The following is a 13,837-nucleotide window of genomic DNA, read 5'->3' as shown; positions in this document are numbered from 1 at the left end:
AAACAGGTCTCAGGCCAGCGCTTCGGCGATCAGATCGTCCGCCGCTTCAGCGAGCAATGCGTCATGGGCCTCGCCCGGCACCGCTTCGCGTCCGATCTCCAACATCACCGGCACGGCGAGCGGGGAAATATGGTCGAGCGGGCGGTGGGTGATGTGGCCCCTGATTCGCATCAGCATATCGCCAAGTCGGCTTATATCCAAAAGTCCGGTCGCCGCATCCTGCCGCGTCGCCTGCAGGAGGATGTGATCCGGCTCGTGGCTGCGCAGCACGTCGTAGATCAGATCGGCGGAGACGGTGATCTGGCGGCCGCTCTTTTCCTTGCCAGGATGGCGGCGCTCGATCAAGCCTGCAATCACGGCGCAATTGCGGAAGGTGCGCTTCAGCAGGAAGGATTCGTTGAGCCAGGCTTCGAGATCGTCACCCAGCATGTCCGCGTCGAACAGGTCGGAAAGGCTGAGCCGGCCGTTGCCGATCATCAGGCCCATATCCTCCAGGCCCCAGACGGCGAGCGAATAATCAGTGGCGACGAAGCCGAGCGGCTTGGCTCCCGCCCGGTCCAGCCGGCGCGTCAGCAGCATGCCGAGCGTCTGGTGGGCGAGGCGGCCCTCGAAGGGATAGGCGACCATGTAGCCGCGGCTGCCGCGCGGGAAGGTTTCGATCAGGAACTCGTCGCGCTTCGGCAGCATCGATTTGTCCGTCTGCAGCGACAGCCAGTCGCGCACCTGATCGGGCAGATGGCGCCAGCGGTCGGGATCGGCGATCATCGCCCGCACCTGCTCGGCAAGATAGGTCGACAGCGGAAACTTGCCGCCATTGTAAGACGGGATCTTCGGATCGAGCGAAAAGGCCTGCGACGCCAGGCATTCGTTTTCGCGGATGCCCTCGAAGCGCAGCACCTTGCCGGAGAAGACGAAGGTATCGCCGGGCGACAATTGCTCGAGGAAATATTCCTCGACCTTGCCGAGCGTGGCGCCGCCGCGGCCGATCCGGCCGCCCCCGCCGCGCTTGACCATGCGGATGTTCAGCATCGGGCTTTCGACGATGGTGCCGAGGTTGAGGCGATATTGCTGGGCGACAGCAGGGTTGGAGACGCGCCAGCGGCCCTCCTTGGTCTTGCGGATGCGGGCGTAACGCTCATAGGTTCTCAGTGCATAACCGCCGGTCGCGACGAAATCGACGACGCGTTCGAAGTTTTCCCAGCTGAGATCGGCATAGGGCGAGGCGCTGGTGATCTCGTCATAGAGTTCCAGCATGTCGAAGGGTTCGGCGCAGGCCATGCCGAGCACGTGCTGGGCGAGCACGTCGAGCGCACCGCGGCCGACCGGCGGCGTATCCTGGGCGCCGATATAATTGGCGTCGAGTGCCGCCTGGCACTCCATCACCTCGAAACGGTTGGCCGGCACGAGGATCGCCTTCGACGGCTCGTCCATGCGGTGATTGGCGCGGCCGATGCGCTGGGCAAGGCGCGAGGCGCCCTTCGGCGCGCCGACATGGATCACCAGATCGACATCGCCCCAGTCAATGCCGAGATCGAGCGTCGAGGTGGCGACGACGGCACGCAGCCGGTTTTCGGCCATCGCCGCCTCGACCTTGCGGCGCTGGGCGACATCGAGCGAGCCATGGTGAAGGGCGATCGGCAGGTTGTCGTCATTGATCGTCCAGAGCTCCTGGAAGAGCATTTCGGCCTGGCTGCGGGTATTGACGAACAGCAGCGTCGTCTGGTGGTCGAGGAGCTGCCTGTAGACATCGGGAATGGCATATTTGGCGGAATGGCCGGCCCAGGGAATGCGCTCCTCGGTCGACAAGATCGAAATGTCGGGCTTGGCGCCGCCTCCGACGACGACGAGGCCGGCGTGATGCTCCCTGCCCTCCTCCTGAGCGACCAGCCATTTCTGCAGATCCATCGGCTCGGCGACGGTCGCCGACAGGCCGATGGTCTTCAGGTCAGGGGCAAGGCGGCGCAGGCGGGCAAGGCCGAGCGACAGCATATGGCCGCGCTTGGAGGTAACGAGCGAATGCAATTCGTCGAGCACCACATATTTCAGATCCTTGAAGAAGCGCTCGGCCTCGCGGTTGGCGAGAAGCAGGGCGACCTGCTCGGGCGTCGTCAGCAGAATATCCGGCGGGTTGAGTTTTTGGCGCTGGCGCTTGGCGTTCGGCGTATCGCCGGTGCGGTTTTCGACGGTGACCGGCAGGCCCATCTCCGCGACCGGCTTCATCAGATTACGCTCGATATCGATCGCCAGCGCCTTCAGCGGCGAGACATAGAGCGTGTGGATGCCGGTGAAGGCGGAACCGGGCGGAATCTTGCCGCGACGGGTAAGGTCGGTGAGTGACGGCAGAAAACCGGCAAGCGTCTTGCCGGCGCCGGTCGGCGCAATCAGCAGGGTGCTTTCGCCGGCCTCGGCGCGGGCAAGCAGTTCCAGCTGATGGGCGCGCGGACGCCAGCCCTTTTCCGCAAACCAGCGGGTAAAGGCGGCAGGAAGCAGGGCGCGGGCTTCGGAATCGATCTGGTCCACATCCTGAAGGTAGTGAAACGCCGGCGAAAAAGAAGAGCGGTCACCGCTCACATCGCGATATAGCGGTCCTTGCGATGATTGATGGCGAGCGTGAGGTTGAGCACGACCGCGCCGAGAACCGAACAAGCGATGATGAAGGGACTGGCGACGAAGAAGGAGAGCGCCAGCACGATGCCGTCGAATCCGAGCTGGACGAGGCCGGCGCGCCAGCCGAAGCGATCCTGGATGTAGAGGGCGAGGATGCCGATGCCGCCGAGACTGGCGCGGTGGCGGAAAAGCGCCAGCATGCCGGCGGCGATGACGAGGCCTCCGAAGAGCGCTCCGGCGACCGGATGGACATGCGCCACGCCGATGAAGCCGGGCGCGAATTCGGACAGGACCGAGGTCAGCGCGATCGCAACGAAAGTCTTGATGGTGAAGGCGGGGCCCAGGCGACGGAAGGCGAGATAATAGAAGGGCAGGTTTACCGCAAAGAAGCAGAGGCCGAAGCTTATTCCGGTCGCATAATGGGCGAGGAAGGCAAGGCCCGCGGTGCCGCCGGCAAGCAGTCCCGCGCCGGAAAGAAGCGTGACGCCGAGCACCGCGAGCATGCTGCCGGCGACGATGCCCTGCGCGTCGTCAAAAAGTGAGTGACGGTCGGCGCTGGAATTCAGAAGGCCTGCGAAGGCATTGGATGCCATGATGTTCCCCTGCGGTTTTTCTCCTTCTATCCGGCGCAAGGAGAAAGGCAAGCAGCCGCCAGTTGACAGCCGAGATAATCATGGATATTTTGTATCCACGATTAGGAGATGGTTTCGATGAAGATGAGCGACGGTGTCGAACAGGCCATTCACAGCGTTGCGATGCTTTCCGGCCTCTCCGAAGGCGGCGTGCTGTCGGCCGCCGCCCTGGCGGAATTCCACGGCGTGTCGACGAGCTATCTGTTGAAGCATCTGCAGGCGCTGTCGGGCGCCGGCATTCTCGATACCGTGCCTGGCCCGCGGGGTGGATATAAGCTCGCGAAGGCGCCGGAAGAGATTTCGCTGCTCGATATCCTGCTCGCCGTCGAGGGACCGGCGCCAGCTTTCCGCTGCGCCGAAATCCGCCAGCGCGGCCCTAACCCGGTCTCCGACCGCTTCTTCGCCAAGCCCTGCACCATCAGCGCGGCGATGCTCCGGGCCGAGCGGGTCTACCGGGCCGAACTCGCCAAGACCAGCATTGCCGATCTCGGCATCGAATTGAATGCCCTCGACGACGGATCGATCGCAGCTAGAGGCTGCGCCTTCCTCGAAATCCACGAACGCAAAATGGCTCGCTGAGCCCTATCAAAGGAGAAAGACATGCAACCTCGTTTCAACTTCGCCAAAGCCGCCCCCGATGCCTACAAGGCGGTCGCCGCACTCGAGCAGTATGTCCAGTCCTGCGGACTGGAGCGCCGCTTCATCCACCTGATCAAACTGCGCGCCTCGCAGATCAACGGCTGCGCCTATTGCGTCGACATGCATGTGAAGGAAGCCCGTCACGACGGGCTCAGCGAACAATGGATCAACCTGATGTGCGTGTGGCGGGAATCGCCGGTCTATGACGCGCGTGAACGCGCCCTGCTCGGCTGGGTCGACGCCGTCACCAACATCGCCAAAACCGGCGCCCCGGATGCCGACTACGAGACGCTGAAGGCGTATTTTTCCGAGGAGGAGATGACGAAGATCACCGTGACGATCGGCGCGATCAATGTCTGGAACCGGCTCGCCGTCGGCTTCCGCTCGCAGCATCCGCTCGATGCGGTGACAAAGGCGGCTTGAGGCCAATGCGTAGAGGTGAGTGGGGAGAGGTCGCGGCATATCCTCGTCTCACCTCAGTCCGAAGGAGGGGTTAAGGCCCCAGGCAAACGTGCCGGCAGGCGGATGGGACACCCGGCAGCGCGTTGAACCAGGAAGTGTGACGTTTCATCCGCTTCGTCGACGGCGAGTTTGGCAAAACACGCCCCACACTCCGTCATCCCAGGCCTTGAGCTGCTCAAGGCCGAGGATGACGGAGTGTGGGTGGTTTGTGGAGCAAGAACAGCGAGGAATACGGGCGGAGCTGCGATTTTGACGTGGGCTTCTCAGCCCCATCATCTGTCCTACGGGCAACTTTGCCGCAGCTGAAATAGGCGACCCATGCAGAGGTGGCGGCGCCGCGCGGGCAATGATGGCATCCCAACAACCGACCCGAAATTTCGGGTCGGTTGAAAATTCCGTTATTCGCGATCGATCGTGGCCCGTGCGGCAACGGCGTCAGGCGCTGTGCCCGAGAGGTCGATGCTGTTGAGCAGATCGCGGACGACTTTCGTAATTTCCTCTGCGGAAGCGCCCTTGGCGTATTCTTCCTGCATGCGGCGTCTCACAAGTTTTTCCAAATCTGACATAACTCACCTCATCAAATCCGGCGCGGGAGAAGTGTCGCGCCGGGGCCGATGACAGGCAAGTTACGTTTTGTTCAGAATGGGTTACCGATTTGTAATGTCAGAGTGCGATGTAGCGGTCGGCGCGGTGATTGATGGCGACGAAGAGGTTGAGGACGAGGGCGCCGAGGACGGAATAGAAGACCACCGGCGGCGTGGTGACGAAGAAGGCGGCGGCCAGCACGCACATGTCGATGGCCAGCTGGACGAGGCCGGCGCGGATGCCGAAACGCTCCTGCAGATAGACGCCGAGAATGCCGACGCCGCCGAGGCTGGCGCGGTGGCGATAAAGCGCCAGCGCGCCGAAGCCGAGCAGCAGGCCGCCGAGCAGAGCCGCCCAGGCCGGATGGATGCTCGAAATGGAAAAGAGACGCGACTGCAGATCTGCGATTGCCGAGGTCAGGCCGATGGCGATGAAGGTCTTCAGCGTGAAAGCCATGCCGAGACGTTTCCACGAGAGATAGAAGAACGGCAGGTTGAGCAGGAAGAAGGCGAGGCCGAAATTGACGCCGAAAGCGTAATGCAGAAGGAAGGCGACGCCGGCCGTGCTGCCGGTGAGAAGGCCGGCGCTGGCAAGTACGTATAGGCCGAGGGCTGCGACGAGACTGCCGGAGAATATGCCCTGCACGTCTTCGATCGGCGAGTGACGCGCAGCACTCGTATTCCAGAGGCCGAGGGCATTGATGAGCTGTGTCATGTCGCCAGTCTCCAACAGCAGACGTGTTCGCGAGCACGTCCGGAGAAATCCGGACGCAGTGGGTTATTGCTTATGAAAATGAGCCGGAGCGCTCGGCGTCTGATCGCCGCGCTCTCTTCGGATACCCCTGCAATATCAGGCTTTCCGGGGTCCGAGCAAGCGGAATAGGTAAGCAATACTGTCCTATTCGAAAATCGCAAGAAACATTCGCTCAGGCCGGCTTGCGCGTAAGGAACAGAATGCCGGCAACCAGATTGCCGCCATCTTTGCGAATGACCGTCTTGGCAATGTCGAGGATTTCGAAGCCGTGGCGGGCAAGCAGCATCCTCACATAGGCTTCCGAATGGGCATAACGCAGCGACGGTGCGAGATGGAAGCTCTCGCACTCCCCCGCATCCTCGACGGAAAAGGCGAGATCGGCGCCTGATGCGGCGAGATCGTTGATGATGGCAAAGACGCTTTCGAGATTGCCGAGATACATCAGCACGTCGGCTGCCGTCACCAGGTCGGCGCGGCCACGTGGCCCCTCGGCAAAGAGGCCGGAAAGATCTGATGCAAGCGACAGGTCGGCCTGGGCGAGGTGATCGTAGACCGCCTTCTCGGCCGCCTTGGCCAGCATGTTCTGCGAGAGGTCGAAACCTTCGAGACGGTCGACGCGGCCATGGATTTCGGGGCCGAGCAGGCCGGTGCCGCAGCCGAGATCGACGGCACAGGTGTAATGCCTGCCGGTGGCAGAAACGAGGGCTGCGAGCTTCTGCGGCACGCTATAATCGAGTTTTTCGACCAGCGAGGTTTCGAAACGCTCGGCATAATCATCGAACAGCCGCTCGATATAGCGGCTCGGCGGCCGGTCGGGCGCAGCTCCTTCGCCGAGAACGGCCAGCTTGAGGGCCGCGCCAAAAATATCTTCGGGATCGAGGGCAAGCGTGCGGCGATAGGCTCCGATCGCGGCTTCCGCCCTGCCCGCCTTTTCGCGATAGGTGGCGAGGCGATACCAGCCGGCAGCCCAGGCCGGTGCGAGTTCGAGCGCCTGCTCCATCAACTCGGCCGCCGCCTCCGGCTCGCCGCCCTCTTCGAGCATCCGGGCATAATCGGCGCGGCGGTCGGCGATGACATCGCCTGAAGAAAGCTGGTGGGGCTGCATGAATAGACCTGTTGGCTCTTGCGCATGTCATTACCGCAAACCGCTGCACAGTTTGTATGACATACGTCTGCCCGCATCTGGCGGCGGCCACAAAAAAACTCAAGTCCTATTTCACAGGCGAAGCGGCCAATTCTGGAAAGGGCTTGCGGGCGGCGCGCCGCAACCTTATTCCAAGGGCAAACAGGAGATGGCGCATGTCCGATCAGGTGAACAGGTTCCTCGGCGATTCGCTCGGCCGCACATTGATAAAACTCATCGTCGTGTCGCTGATCGTCGGCTTCGTCATGACCATCTTCGGCCTGACGCCGTGGAACATCATTTACGGCTTCCGCGACTTCGTCCTGGAAATCTGGCATCGGGGTTTTTCAGCGCTCGGGCGCGTCGGCGACTATCTCCTCCTCGGGGCGACGATCGTCATTCCGCTCTTCCTCATCCTTCGCCTTTTCAGCTACCACCGGTAACATGACCTCCATCGATCTTTCCCGCCGCGGCCTGCTGCGTCTTTCCGGACTTGCGTTCGCCGCCGGAATTGCCGGCTGCACCACCGCGCCGCGCCTTGCCGGCCCGCCCTCAAACGGCGAGGACGAGACGGCAAGCGTGCTGCCGCTCGTCAATCGGCTCCGAGGCAAGAACGGCCTGCCGCCGCTGTCCGCCGATCCGGCGGCAAGCACGGCCGCCCTCTTCCAGGCGAAACGCATGGCAAGCGCCGGCAAGATGGCGCATATCATGGGGATGACCGACAGTTTCGGCGCCCGCGTCAAGGCGAGCGGCGTTCAGCTGCCGGCGGCAGAAAACATCGCCTCCGGCCAGCGGAGCGTCGATGAAGTGGTGACGGCCTGGATCAACTCGCCGCATCATCTGGAAAACATGCTGGGACACTATGACGGCCTCGGCGTCGCCGTCGCTCACAATTCATCTTCCAGGAACCTGCCCTATTGGGCGATGGTGCTTTCCAGCCGAGGTGATTCCGCCTCGATATGAGGCCGGTATGGACACGCGCAGCAACAACAACGCGCTCGCTTTCGACGTGACGCACCGGCTGGTGCTGGCGATCGCTATTCCGATGACGCTCGGCTTCCTGACGACGCCGCTGCTCGGGCTGACGAGCACCGCCGTTGTCGGTCATATGGGGGATCCGGAGGCGCTGGCGGGGCTCGCGATCGGTGCAATGCTCTTCGATCTCATCCTGGGCAGTTTCAATTTCCTGCGGGCATCAACGACCGGGCTGACGGCGCAGGCCTATGGCCGGCGGGACCAGCACGAACAGCAGGCGGTCTTTGCCAGGGCACTGATCTCGGCGCTCGGCTGCGGGCTGGCGCTGCTCTGTCTTTCACCGCTGCTCAAGGTGGCGGGTCTGCGGCTGATGGGCGCGGAAGGCGCGATCGCCGAGGCGACCGCCACCTATTTCTCGATCCGCATCCTCGCCGCGCCGGCAGCGCTCGCCAACTACGCCATCCTCGGTTTCGTGCTGGGGCGTGGGCAGGGCAAGATCGGGCTGCTGCTGCAGGCAATCATCAACGGCATCAACATCCTGCTGTCGATCTATCTCGGCCTGACGCTCGGCTGGGGCGTGGCCGGCGTTGCCTGGGGAACGATGGCCGGCGAGACGGCCGGCGCGCTTGTTGGGCTTTTTGTCGTGCTCAACGGCTTTGCCAAGGCCGATCGGCCGGCATGGGCGGAGATCGTTTCCCGGCACCGGCTGGCCGAGCTTTTCGCGCTCAACCGCGACATCCTGATCCGCACCTTCGTGCTGATCGGCGCCTTCACCATCATGACGCGGATCGGCACCAGTTTTGGCGCGGTGACGCTTGCCGCAAACGCTGTGCTGATGAATTTCGTGCTGCTCTCCAGCTATTATCTCGACGGGCTGGCCAATGCAGCCGAGCAGATCACCGGCCGGGCGGTCGGCGCGCGTTACCGGCCGGCCTTCGACCGCGGGCTGAAGCTTACGATCCTCTGGTCCTTCGGCCTGGCGGCGATCGTTTCCGCCTTCTTCTTCCTCGCCGGGCCCTGGCTGATCTCAGCGCTGACGACCTCGCCCGAGGTGCGGCAGGCGGCAGCCACCTATCTGCCCTGGGCGGCGGTGACGGGGCTGACCGGCGCGCTCGCCTTCCTGATGGACGGGGTCTTCATCGGCGCGACGTGGTCTGCCGACATGCGCAACCGGATGCTGCTGTCCTTTGTCGGCTACCTCGCCATGCTCGCGGTCTTCGTGCCGCTCTTCGGCAATCACGGCCTGTGGCTGGCGATGAACGCCTTCCTGCTGTTCCGCGGCTTTTTCCTGGCGATGCTGGTCAGGCCGCGGGCCGATCAGACCTTCCGCGCCGCCCAGTAATCGAGCCTGCTGTCGCGCAACTCGCGGATCGAGCCGGCCTTTTCGCGGTCGAGCAGTGCCGAGAGGCCGCGAACGATATTGCCCGGCAGACCGGGACCTTCATACACCATGCAGGAATAGAGCTGGACGAGGTCGGCGCCCGCCCTGATTTTCTCTAGCGCCGTTTCGGCCGAGGAAACGCCGCCGACGCCGATGATCGGCAGATCAGGGCCGACGCGCTTGCGCATCCTGGCAAGCACGGCGGTCGACTTTTCGAACAGCGGCACGCCGGAGAGGCCGCCCGTCTCCTTGGCGTGGCGCTGATCCTTGAGGCCCTCGCGCGACAGCGTGGTGTTGGAGACGATCAGCCCGTCCAGCGGATGCGCCAGCGCCTCGGCGGCGATGTCGTCCATGCCCTCCTCGGTCAGATCGGGGGCGATCTTGAGAAAGACCGGAACCTTCCGCCCGGATTTCTCCGCCATCTCGTCGCGCGTCGCAAGCACTGATGACAGCAGCGCCGCAAGGCTTTCGCGCGCCTGCAGGTCGCGGAGGCCGGGCGTATTCGGTGAGGAGATGTTGGCGGTGAAATAACGCGCGACCGAATAGAAGCGGCGGATGCCGGCGACATAATCGGCGATGCGGTCCTCGCTGTCCTTGTTGGCGCCGATATTGACGCCGACGATGCCTTTGCCCGTCAGCGCGGCGAGGCGCGTGAAGGCGGCGTCATGGCCGTCATTGTTGAAACCGAGACGGTTGATCACGGCTTCATCCTCGACCAAGCGGAAGATGCGCGGGCGCGGATTGCCGGCTTGCGGCTTCGGCGTCACCGTGCCGATCTCGGTAAAGCCGAAGCCGAGCCTCAGCAGCGCCTCCGGCACTTCGGCATTCTTGTCGTAGCCTGCCGCCATGCCGAGCGGGTTTTCGAAGGTGAGGCCGGCGACGGTCTGGCGAAGGCGCGGATCGGCGGTGATCTGGCAGGCGGGCACGAGGCCGGATTTCAGCGCCGCGATCGACATGCCGTGCGCCGTTTCCGGATCGAACAGGAAGAGGCCCTTGCGCGCGAGACGCTTGAAGGGATCGATCATGGCTGCAGCTCCGGGAAAATATGCGCGCCGGTCTCATCGAGCGGCAGCCGCACCTCCCACAGCACGGCCGCAAGCGGCAGCTCGGCATAGAGATGCGGGAACAGATCGCCGCCACGCGAAGGTTCGAAGATCAGCTTGTCGCCGAGGCGGCCGCCATCGACGGCAACCAGCATCAGGTCGGACTGGCCGGCGAAATGCAGGGCAGCGGTCTGCTTGACCTGGTCAGCCGTCGAGAAATGGATGAAGCCGTCCTTAAGATCGATGCCGGCGCCATGAAAAACACCGCTTTGTCTGGCTTGCTGCCAGAGCGGTTCCGTCACGATCTTGTAAAGGGTCGGTGTCAGGGTCATCATGGCCTCGCGATTGCTGGTCCTCGATCACCAGCGCTTTGCCGGAAAGAGGCGGCAATGTCCACGCCCCGGCGCCTAAAAAAACAGGACCCGCACAAGCAAATCCGGAGGATGAGACGATGAAGATTTTGGTTCTCACACTTGGCGCTGTTCTCCTGCCGCTGGCAGCCGTGGCGGCCGAGGCCGATGCGAGCCGCTTCCAGCTGGAAAAGAGCGGCGATCATTTCGTCCGGCTCGACCGCCAGACCGGCGCCATGTCGATCTGCCAGGACAAGGACGGCGCTCTCGTCTGCCGCATGGCAGCCGACGAGCGGGCGGCCTATGAGGACGAACTCGACCGGCTTTCGGAGCGGGTGACCAAGCTCGAACAGCGCGGCCTCATCGAGCGGGCGCTGCCGAGCGATGCCGAAGTCGAGCGCTCGATCAGCATCATGGAGAAGATGATGAAGAGTTTCATGGGGATGGTGAAGGAGTTCCAGGCCGAGGAAAAGGCCAATCCCCTTCCGCAGAAGACCTGATCTGATATAATCTATCAGCAAGGTATGCATGGATCGCAGTGGGGACGGCGTCGCATGCAGCATGATCGGGCTCTTGGGAGGGAGTTTTCGATGCAGGAACAGACCATCATCATTGCGGACGACCATCCGCTTTTCCGCGATGCGTTGCGCCAGGCCGTCATCGGCATGGAAGGTCGCCAGTTGATCGTCGAAGCCGGCGATTTTGCCGCCGCACGGACCGCGGCCGGCGCCCATCCGGACGCCGATCTGATGCTGCTCGACCTCGCCATGCCCGGCGTCAGCGGCTTTTCCGGCCTGATGGCATTGCGCGCCGAATTCGCCAGCCTGCCGATCATCATCGTCTCGGCAAGCGACGACGCAACGACGATCCGCCGGGCGCTGGAACTCGGCGCCTCCGGCTTCATTTCGAAATCCTCCGGCATCGAAGACATTCGCCGCGGCATCCAGACGGTGCTCGCCGGCGATATCGCCACACCCGAAAGCTATCGCGACGGCCAGGAGCAGGACCCAGATGTCGCCGACCTGATCCACCGCCTGCACACGCTGACGCCGCAGCAGAGCCGGGTGCTGACCATGCTCGCCGAAGGGCTCTTGAACAAACAGATCGCCTATGAACTCGGCGTCTCCGAGGCGACGATCAAGGCGCATGTCTCGGCAATCCTGTTGAAACTCGATGTCGACAGCCGCACGCAGGCCGTTATCCAGCTCGGCAAGATCAACATGGCGATGGTCGCCTGAGGGCGGCCGAAACCGCCGATAGCAGGATTTTATTCCTCCTTTACCTTTACGCGCGCCGCCCGGTCGGTTACACTTCCGGCCGGCTGAAGCGCGGCCCGGATAGGCTGCACGGAAACGGGCGCACATGCTGTCACACGAGCAGATCTGGGAGGCGATCGACAGGCTTGCCGAACGGCATGACCTGACGCCATCCGGCCTTGCGCGCCGCGCCGGCCTCGATCCGACCTCCTTCAACAAGTCGAAACGGCTTTCGGCCGACGGGCGGTTGCGCTGGCCCTCGACCGAATCGATCGCCAAGGTGCTCGATGCGACAGGGGCGAGCATGGAGCAGTTTCTCGCCCTCCTGCCACCGGGCGACGCTTCGGGAGAACGGACCGGCGAGCGTGCCCGGCAGCCGGATAGCAGGTTTCAGCCGCATGGTGGCGCCATTCCGCTGCTCGGCTTCGCGCAGGCCGGCGCCGGCGGCTTCTTCGACGATGGCGGCTTTCCGGCCGGGCAAGGCTGGGACGTGGTCGAGTTTCCGGCTGCGCCGTCGCAGAAATCGGGCGTCTATGCACTGGAGGTGCAGGGTGAGAGCATGATGCCGCTCTATCGCGACGGCGACGTGCTGATCGTCGAGCCCGGCGCGCAGGTGCGCCGCAACGATCGCGTCGTCGTGCGCACCCGCGAGGGCGAGGTGATGGCCAAGGTACTGCTGCGCCAGAGCCCAAGGTCGATCGAGCTGATGTCGCTCAATCCCGAACATGCGAACCGGACGCTCGATCTGTCCGACGTCGAGTGGATCGCCCGTATCATCTGGGCCAGCCAATAGGAAGATATTCCATGCGGCCTGCCGCCGTCTTCACCGGTCTCGCAGGAATGGCGGTCGTGGCCGGCCTGCTAATGGCCGCAGACGCAAGGCTCAGCGGCGGCACGGGCGGCGAGGATACGACCACCGTAGAGGCGCCAGCAACCGACAGGGCGGCGGAAATCACCCCCGAGGCGGCAGGCCGGTCGGCGCCGATCTCGGATGCGGATGCCGAAATCATCGCGCGCGCAGCGCAACCGGCCGCTCCCTCACCCGCCCCGGCCGAACCCATGGCGGCGAAGCCTGCCGATCCGCCGCGCCCCTCTGAACTGGCCGGCGGGCAAGCGGTGGGGCCGCCCGCGAAGAAGCCGATCGAGCTGGCGCGGCCGGTCGCCGACAATGCCGGCATGCTTTCCTTTGGCGAGCGCCGGCTTCAGCTTGCCGGCATCGTCCCGACACCGGCCGACAGGATATGCGGACCGGCAAGCCGGCAATGGCCCTGCGGCATGATCGCGAAGACGGCACTGCGCCAGCTGTTGCGCAACCGCAGCCTCACCTGCGACCTCGAGACGGCGGAATGGAAGGGGATGGCGACCGCCGCCTGCCGGCTCGGTACGCAGGATCTCGGCACATGGCTCGCCGAAAACGGTTGGGCGGAAGCCGCGGCCGGCTCGCCGCTCGACGCTATCGCCGAGAAGGCGAGACAGGCGCAGAAAGGCATTTACGGCGGCGACCCGCGTCGCAAATGACAGGCCGCCGCAGGACGCGAGATGCCGCCAGTCCCTTGTAATGGCCATCGCCAATTCCTAATCTCGGCTGATTTGAAAAAGGAATCACCGATGAACAAGCCGCTTTCCGCCCATGACGCACTGATCTACGTGATGGTGATGGCGTCCGCCGTCGACAGCACGATGAACGACCGTGAGATGACGAGGATGGGCCAGTTGATCGGATTCCTGCCGGTTTTCAAGGATTTCGATGACGACAGGCTGATACCGATAGCGCGCGACTGCGCCTCGCTGCTTGCCGGGCCTGAGGGCCTCGACGTCGTTCTCGAAACGGTCCGCGACACGCTCCCGACAAAACTCTACGACACAGCCTATGCGCTCGCTGTCGAAGTGGCCTCCGCCGATCTCTCGGTCAAGGCGGAGGAACTGCGGCTGCTCAGCCTGCTGCGCGACCGGCTCGGCCTCGACAAGCTCACCTGCGCGGCGATCGAGCGGAGCGCGATTGCCCGCTTCCGCAAGGGCTAAGTCACTGGG

General features: G+C 63.7%; 17 protein-coding genes. 10 read left to right on the top strand and 7 right to left on the bottom strand.

Annotated elements, in window-relative coordinates:
• Positions 1 to 9: 9 nt before the first annotated feature.
• Positions 10 to 2,520 (bottom strand): ligase-associated DNA damage response DEXH box helicase, encoded by a 2,511-nt coding sequence (locus EFR00_RS19340; RefSeq protein WP_077992727.1) that lies wholly within the window; start codon positions 2,518 to 2,520, stop codon positions 10 to 12.
• Positions 2,521 to 2,567: 47 nt separating this feature from the next.
• The gene (locus EFR00_RS19335) at positions 2,568 to 3,200 is read right to left on the bottom strand and encodes a YitT family protein (protein WP_010057954.1); all 633 of its coding nucleotides are present in this window, start codon (positions 3,198 to 3,200) and stop codon (positions 2,568 to 2,570) included.
• A gap of 117 nt (positions 3,201 to 3,317) precedes the next feature.
• Here EFR00_RS19335 and EFR00_RS19330 point away from each other — a divergent pair, with 117 nt between their 5' ends.
• Positions 3,318 to 3,818, top strand: coding sequence for an RrF2 family transcriptional regulator (locus EFR00_RS19330; protein WP_077992647.1), 501 nt, complete (start codon positions 3,318 to 3,320; stop codon positions 3,816 to 3,818).
• Positions 3,819 to 3,839: 21 nt separating this feature from the next.
• Positions 3,840 to 4,301 (top strand): carboxymuconolactone decarboxylase family protein, encoded by a 462-nt coding sequence (locus EFR00_RS19325; RefSeq protein ID WP_009994002.1) that lies wholly within the window; start codon positions 3,840 to 3,842, stop codon positions 4,299 to 4,301.
• A gap of 437 nt (positions 4,302 to 4,738) precedes the next feature.
• On the opposite strand, the gene EFR00_RS33920 is transcribed toward EFR00_RS19325, so the two are convergent.
• From EFR00_RS33920 to EFR00_RS19315, 3 genes are all read right to left on the bottom strand, one after another.
• Positions 4,739 to 4,873: a hypothetical protein gene (locus EFR00_RS33920; RefSeq protein ID WP_009994000.1), complete on the bottom strand. Its 135-nt coding sequence runs from the start codon at positions 4,871 to 4,873 to the stop codon at positions 4,739 to 4,741.
• A 130-nt stretch (positions 4,874 to 5,003) separates the two neighbouring features.
• Positions 5,004 to 5,639: a YitT family protein gene (locus EFR00_RS19320; protein ID WP_009993999.1), complete on the bottom strand. Its 636-nt coding sequence runs from the start codon at positions 5,637 to 5,639 to the stop codon at positions 5,004 to 5,006.
• Between the two features lie 211 nt (positions 5,640 to 5,850).
• A complete protein-coding gene (locus tag EFR00_RS19315; RefSeq protein ID WP_077992649.1) occupies positions 5,851 to 6,783 on the bottom strand; it encodes a class I SAM-dependent DNA methyltransferase in 933 nt (310 codons plus the stop codon).
• Between the two features lie 194 nt (positions 6,784 to 6,977).
• On the opposite strand from EFR00_RS19315, the gene EFR00_RS19310 reads away from it, so the two are divergent.
• From EFR00_RS19310 to EFR00_RS19300, 3 genes are read left to right on the top strand one after another with little or no spacing between them, the layout of a single operon-like run.
• Positions 6,978 to 7,244 (top strand): DUF6460 domain-containing protein, encoded by a 267-nt coding sequence (locus EFR00_RS19310; protein WP_077992651.1) that lies wholly within the window; start codon positions 6,978 to 6,980, stop codon positions 7,242 to 7,244.
• Position 7,245: 1 nt separating this feature from the next.
• The gene (locus EFR00_RS19305) at positions 7,246 to 7,764 is read left to right on the top strand and encodes a CAP domain-containing protein (protein WP_077992653.1); all 519 of its coding nucleotides are present in this window, start codon (positions 7,246 to 7,248) and stop codon (positions 7,762 to 7,764) included.
• Between the two features lie 7 nt (positions 7,765 to 7,771).
• Positions 7,772 to 9,118, top strand: a complete 1,347-nt coding sequence (locus EFR00_RS19300) for an MATE family efflux transporter (RefSeq protein WP_077992655.1) — start codon at positions 7,772 to 7,774, stop codon at positions 9,116 to 9,118.
• On the opposite strand, the gene EFR00_RS19295 is transcribed toward EFR00_RS19300, so the two are convergent.
• Positions 9,094 to 10,182, bottom strand: a complete 1,089-nt coding sequence (locus EFR00_RS19295) for a quinone-dependent dihydroorotate dehydrogenase (RefSeq protein WP_077992657.1) — start codon at positions 10,180 to 10,182, stop codon at positions 9,094 to 9,096. The genes EFR00_RS19300 and EFR00_RS19295 overlap by 25 nt on opposite strands.
• A complete protein-coding gene (locus EFR00_RS19290; RefSeq protein WP_077992730.1) occupies positions 10,179 to 10,532 on the bottom strand; it encodes a DUF952 domain-containing protein in 354 nt (117 codons plus the stop codon). The genes EFR00_RS19295 and EFR00_RS19290 overlap by 4 nt, the downstream gene beginning before the upstream one ends.
• Positions 10,533 to 10,651: 119 nt before the next feature.
• Between EFR00_RS19290 and EFR00_RS19285 the strand changes: the two genes are divergently transcribed.
• From EFR00_RS19285 to EFR00_RS19265, 5 genes are all read left to right on the top strand, one after another.
• Positions 10,652 to 11,050 (top strand): hypothetical protein, encoded by a 399-nt coding sequence (locus EFR00_RS19285; protein WP_038686735.1) that lies wholly within the window; start codon positions 10,652 to 10,654, stop codon positions 11,048 to 11,050.
• Between the two features lie 90 nt (positions 11,051 to 11,140).
• The gene (locus EFR00_RS19280; RefSeq protein WP_009990325.1) at positions 11,141 to 11,788 is read left to right on the top strand and encodes a response regulator; all 648 of its coding nucleotides are present in this window, start codon (positions 11,141 to 11,143) and stop codon (positions 11,786 to 11,788) included.
• Between the two features lie 124 nt (positions 11,789 to 11,912).
• A complete protein-coding gene (locus EFR00_RS19275; protein ID WP_038686733.1) occupies positions 11,913 to 12,599 on the top strand; it encodes a S24 family peptidase in 687 nt (228 codons plus the stop codon).
• Between the two features lie 11 nt (positions 12,600 to 12,610).
• On the top strand, positions 12,611 to 13,324 hold the full coding sequence (locus tag EFR00_RS19270) for a thermonuclease family protein (RefSeq protein WP_009996102.1): 714 nt from the start codon (positions 12,611 to 12,613) through the stop codon (positions 13,322 to 13,324).
• A gap of 90 nt (positions 13,325 to 13,414) precedes the next feature.
• Positions 13,415 to 13,828 carry a tellurite resistance TerB family protein gene (locus EFR00_RS19265; RefSeq protein WP_009996104.1) on the top strand — a complete coding sequence of 138 codons (414 nt, stop codon included), beginning with the start codon at positions 13,415 to 13,417 and terminating at the stop codon, positions 13,826 to 13,828.
• The last annotated feature ends 9 nt before the right edge of the window (positions 13,829 to 13,837 follow it).

Source organism: Rhizobium sophoriradicis, assembly GCF_003939025.1.
Lineage (GTDB): Bacteria > Pseudomonadota > Alphaproteobacteria > Rhizobiales > Rhizobiaceae > Rhizobium > Rhizobium sophoriradicis.
The sequence above is the reverse complement of the archived record's forward strand: the minus strand, read 5'-3'. Positions and strand labels throughout refer to the sequence as shown.

Bases quoted from the DNA above. Each gene is read 5' to 3' on its own strand.
- EFR00_RS19300 (WP_077992655.1), top strand. From the start codon at position 7,772: ATGGACACGCGCAGCAACAACAACGCGCTCGCTTTCGACGTGACGCAC.
- EFR00_RS19275 (WP_038686733.1), top strand. From the start codon at position 11,913: ATGCTGTCACACGAGCAGATCTGGGAGGCGATCGACAGGCTTGCCGAA.
- EFR00_RS19320 (WP_009993999.1), bottom strand. From the start codon at position 5,639: ATGACACAGCTCATCAATGCCCTCGGCCTCTGGAATACGAGTGCTGCG.
- EFR00_RS19285 (WP_038686735.1), top strand. From the start codon at position 10,652: ATGAAGATTTTGGTTCTCACACTTGGCGCTGTTCTCCTGCCGCTGGCA.
- EFR00_RS19270 (WP_009996102.1), top strand. From the start codon at position 12,611: ATGCGGCCTGCCGCCGTCTTCACCGGTCTCGCAGGAATGGCGGTCGTG.
- EFR00_RS19325 (WP_009994002.1), top strand. From the start codon at position 3,840: ATGCAACCTCGTTTCAACTTCGCCAAAGCCGCCCCCGATGCCTACAAG.
- EFR00_RS19305 (WP_077992653.1), top strand. From the start codon at position 7,246: ATGACCTCCATCGATCTTTCCCGCCGCGGCCTGCTGCGTCTTTCCGGA.
- EFR00_RS19330 (WP_077992647.1), top strand. From the start codon at position 3,318: ATGAAGATGAGCGACGGTGTCGAACAGGCCATTCACAGCGTTGCGATG.
- EFR00_RS19265 (WP_009996104.1), top strand. From the start codon at position 13,415: ATGAACAAGCCGCTTTCCGCCCATGACGCACTGATCTACGTGATGGTG.
- EFR00_RS33920 (WP_009994000.1), bottom strand. From the start codon at position 4,873: ATGCAGGAAGAATACGCCAAGGGCGCTTCCGCAGAGGAAATTACGAAA.
- EFR00_RS19295 (WP_077992657.1), bottom strand. From the start codon at position 10,182: ATGATCGATCCCTTCAAGCGTCTCGCGCGCAAGGGCCTCTTCCTGTTC.
- EFR00_RS19315 (WP_077992649.1), bottom strand. From the start codon at position 6,783: ATGCAGCCCCACCAGCTTTCTTCAGGCGATGTCATCGCCGACCGCCGC.
- EFR00_RS19290 (WP_077992730.1), bottom strand. From the start codon at position 10,532: ATGACCCTGACACCGACCCTTTACAAGATCGTGACGGAACCGCTCTGG.
- EFR00_RS19280 (WP_009990325.1), top strand. From the start codon at position 11,141: ATGCAGGAACAGACCATCATCATTGCGGACGACCATCCGCTTTTCCGC.
- EFR00_RS19310 (WP_077992651.1), top strand. From the start codon at position 6,978: ATGTCCGATCAGGTGAACAGGTTCCTCGGCGATTCGCTCGGCCGCACA.
- EFR00_RS19335 (WP_010057954.1), bottom strand. From the start codon at position 3,200: ATGGCATCCAATGCCTTCGCAGGCCTTCTGAATTCCAGCGCCGACCGT.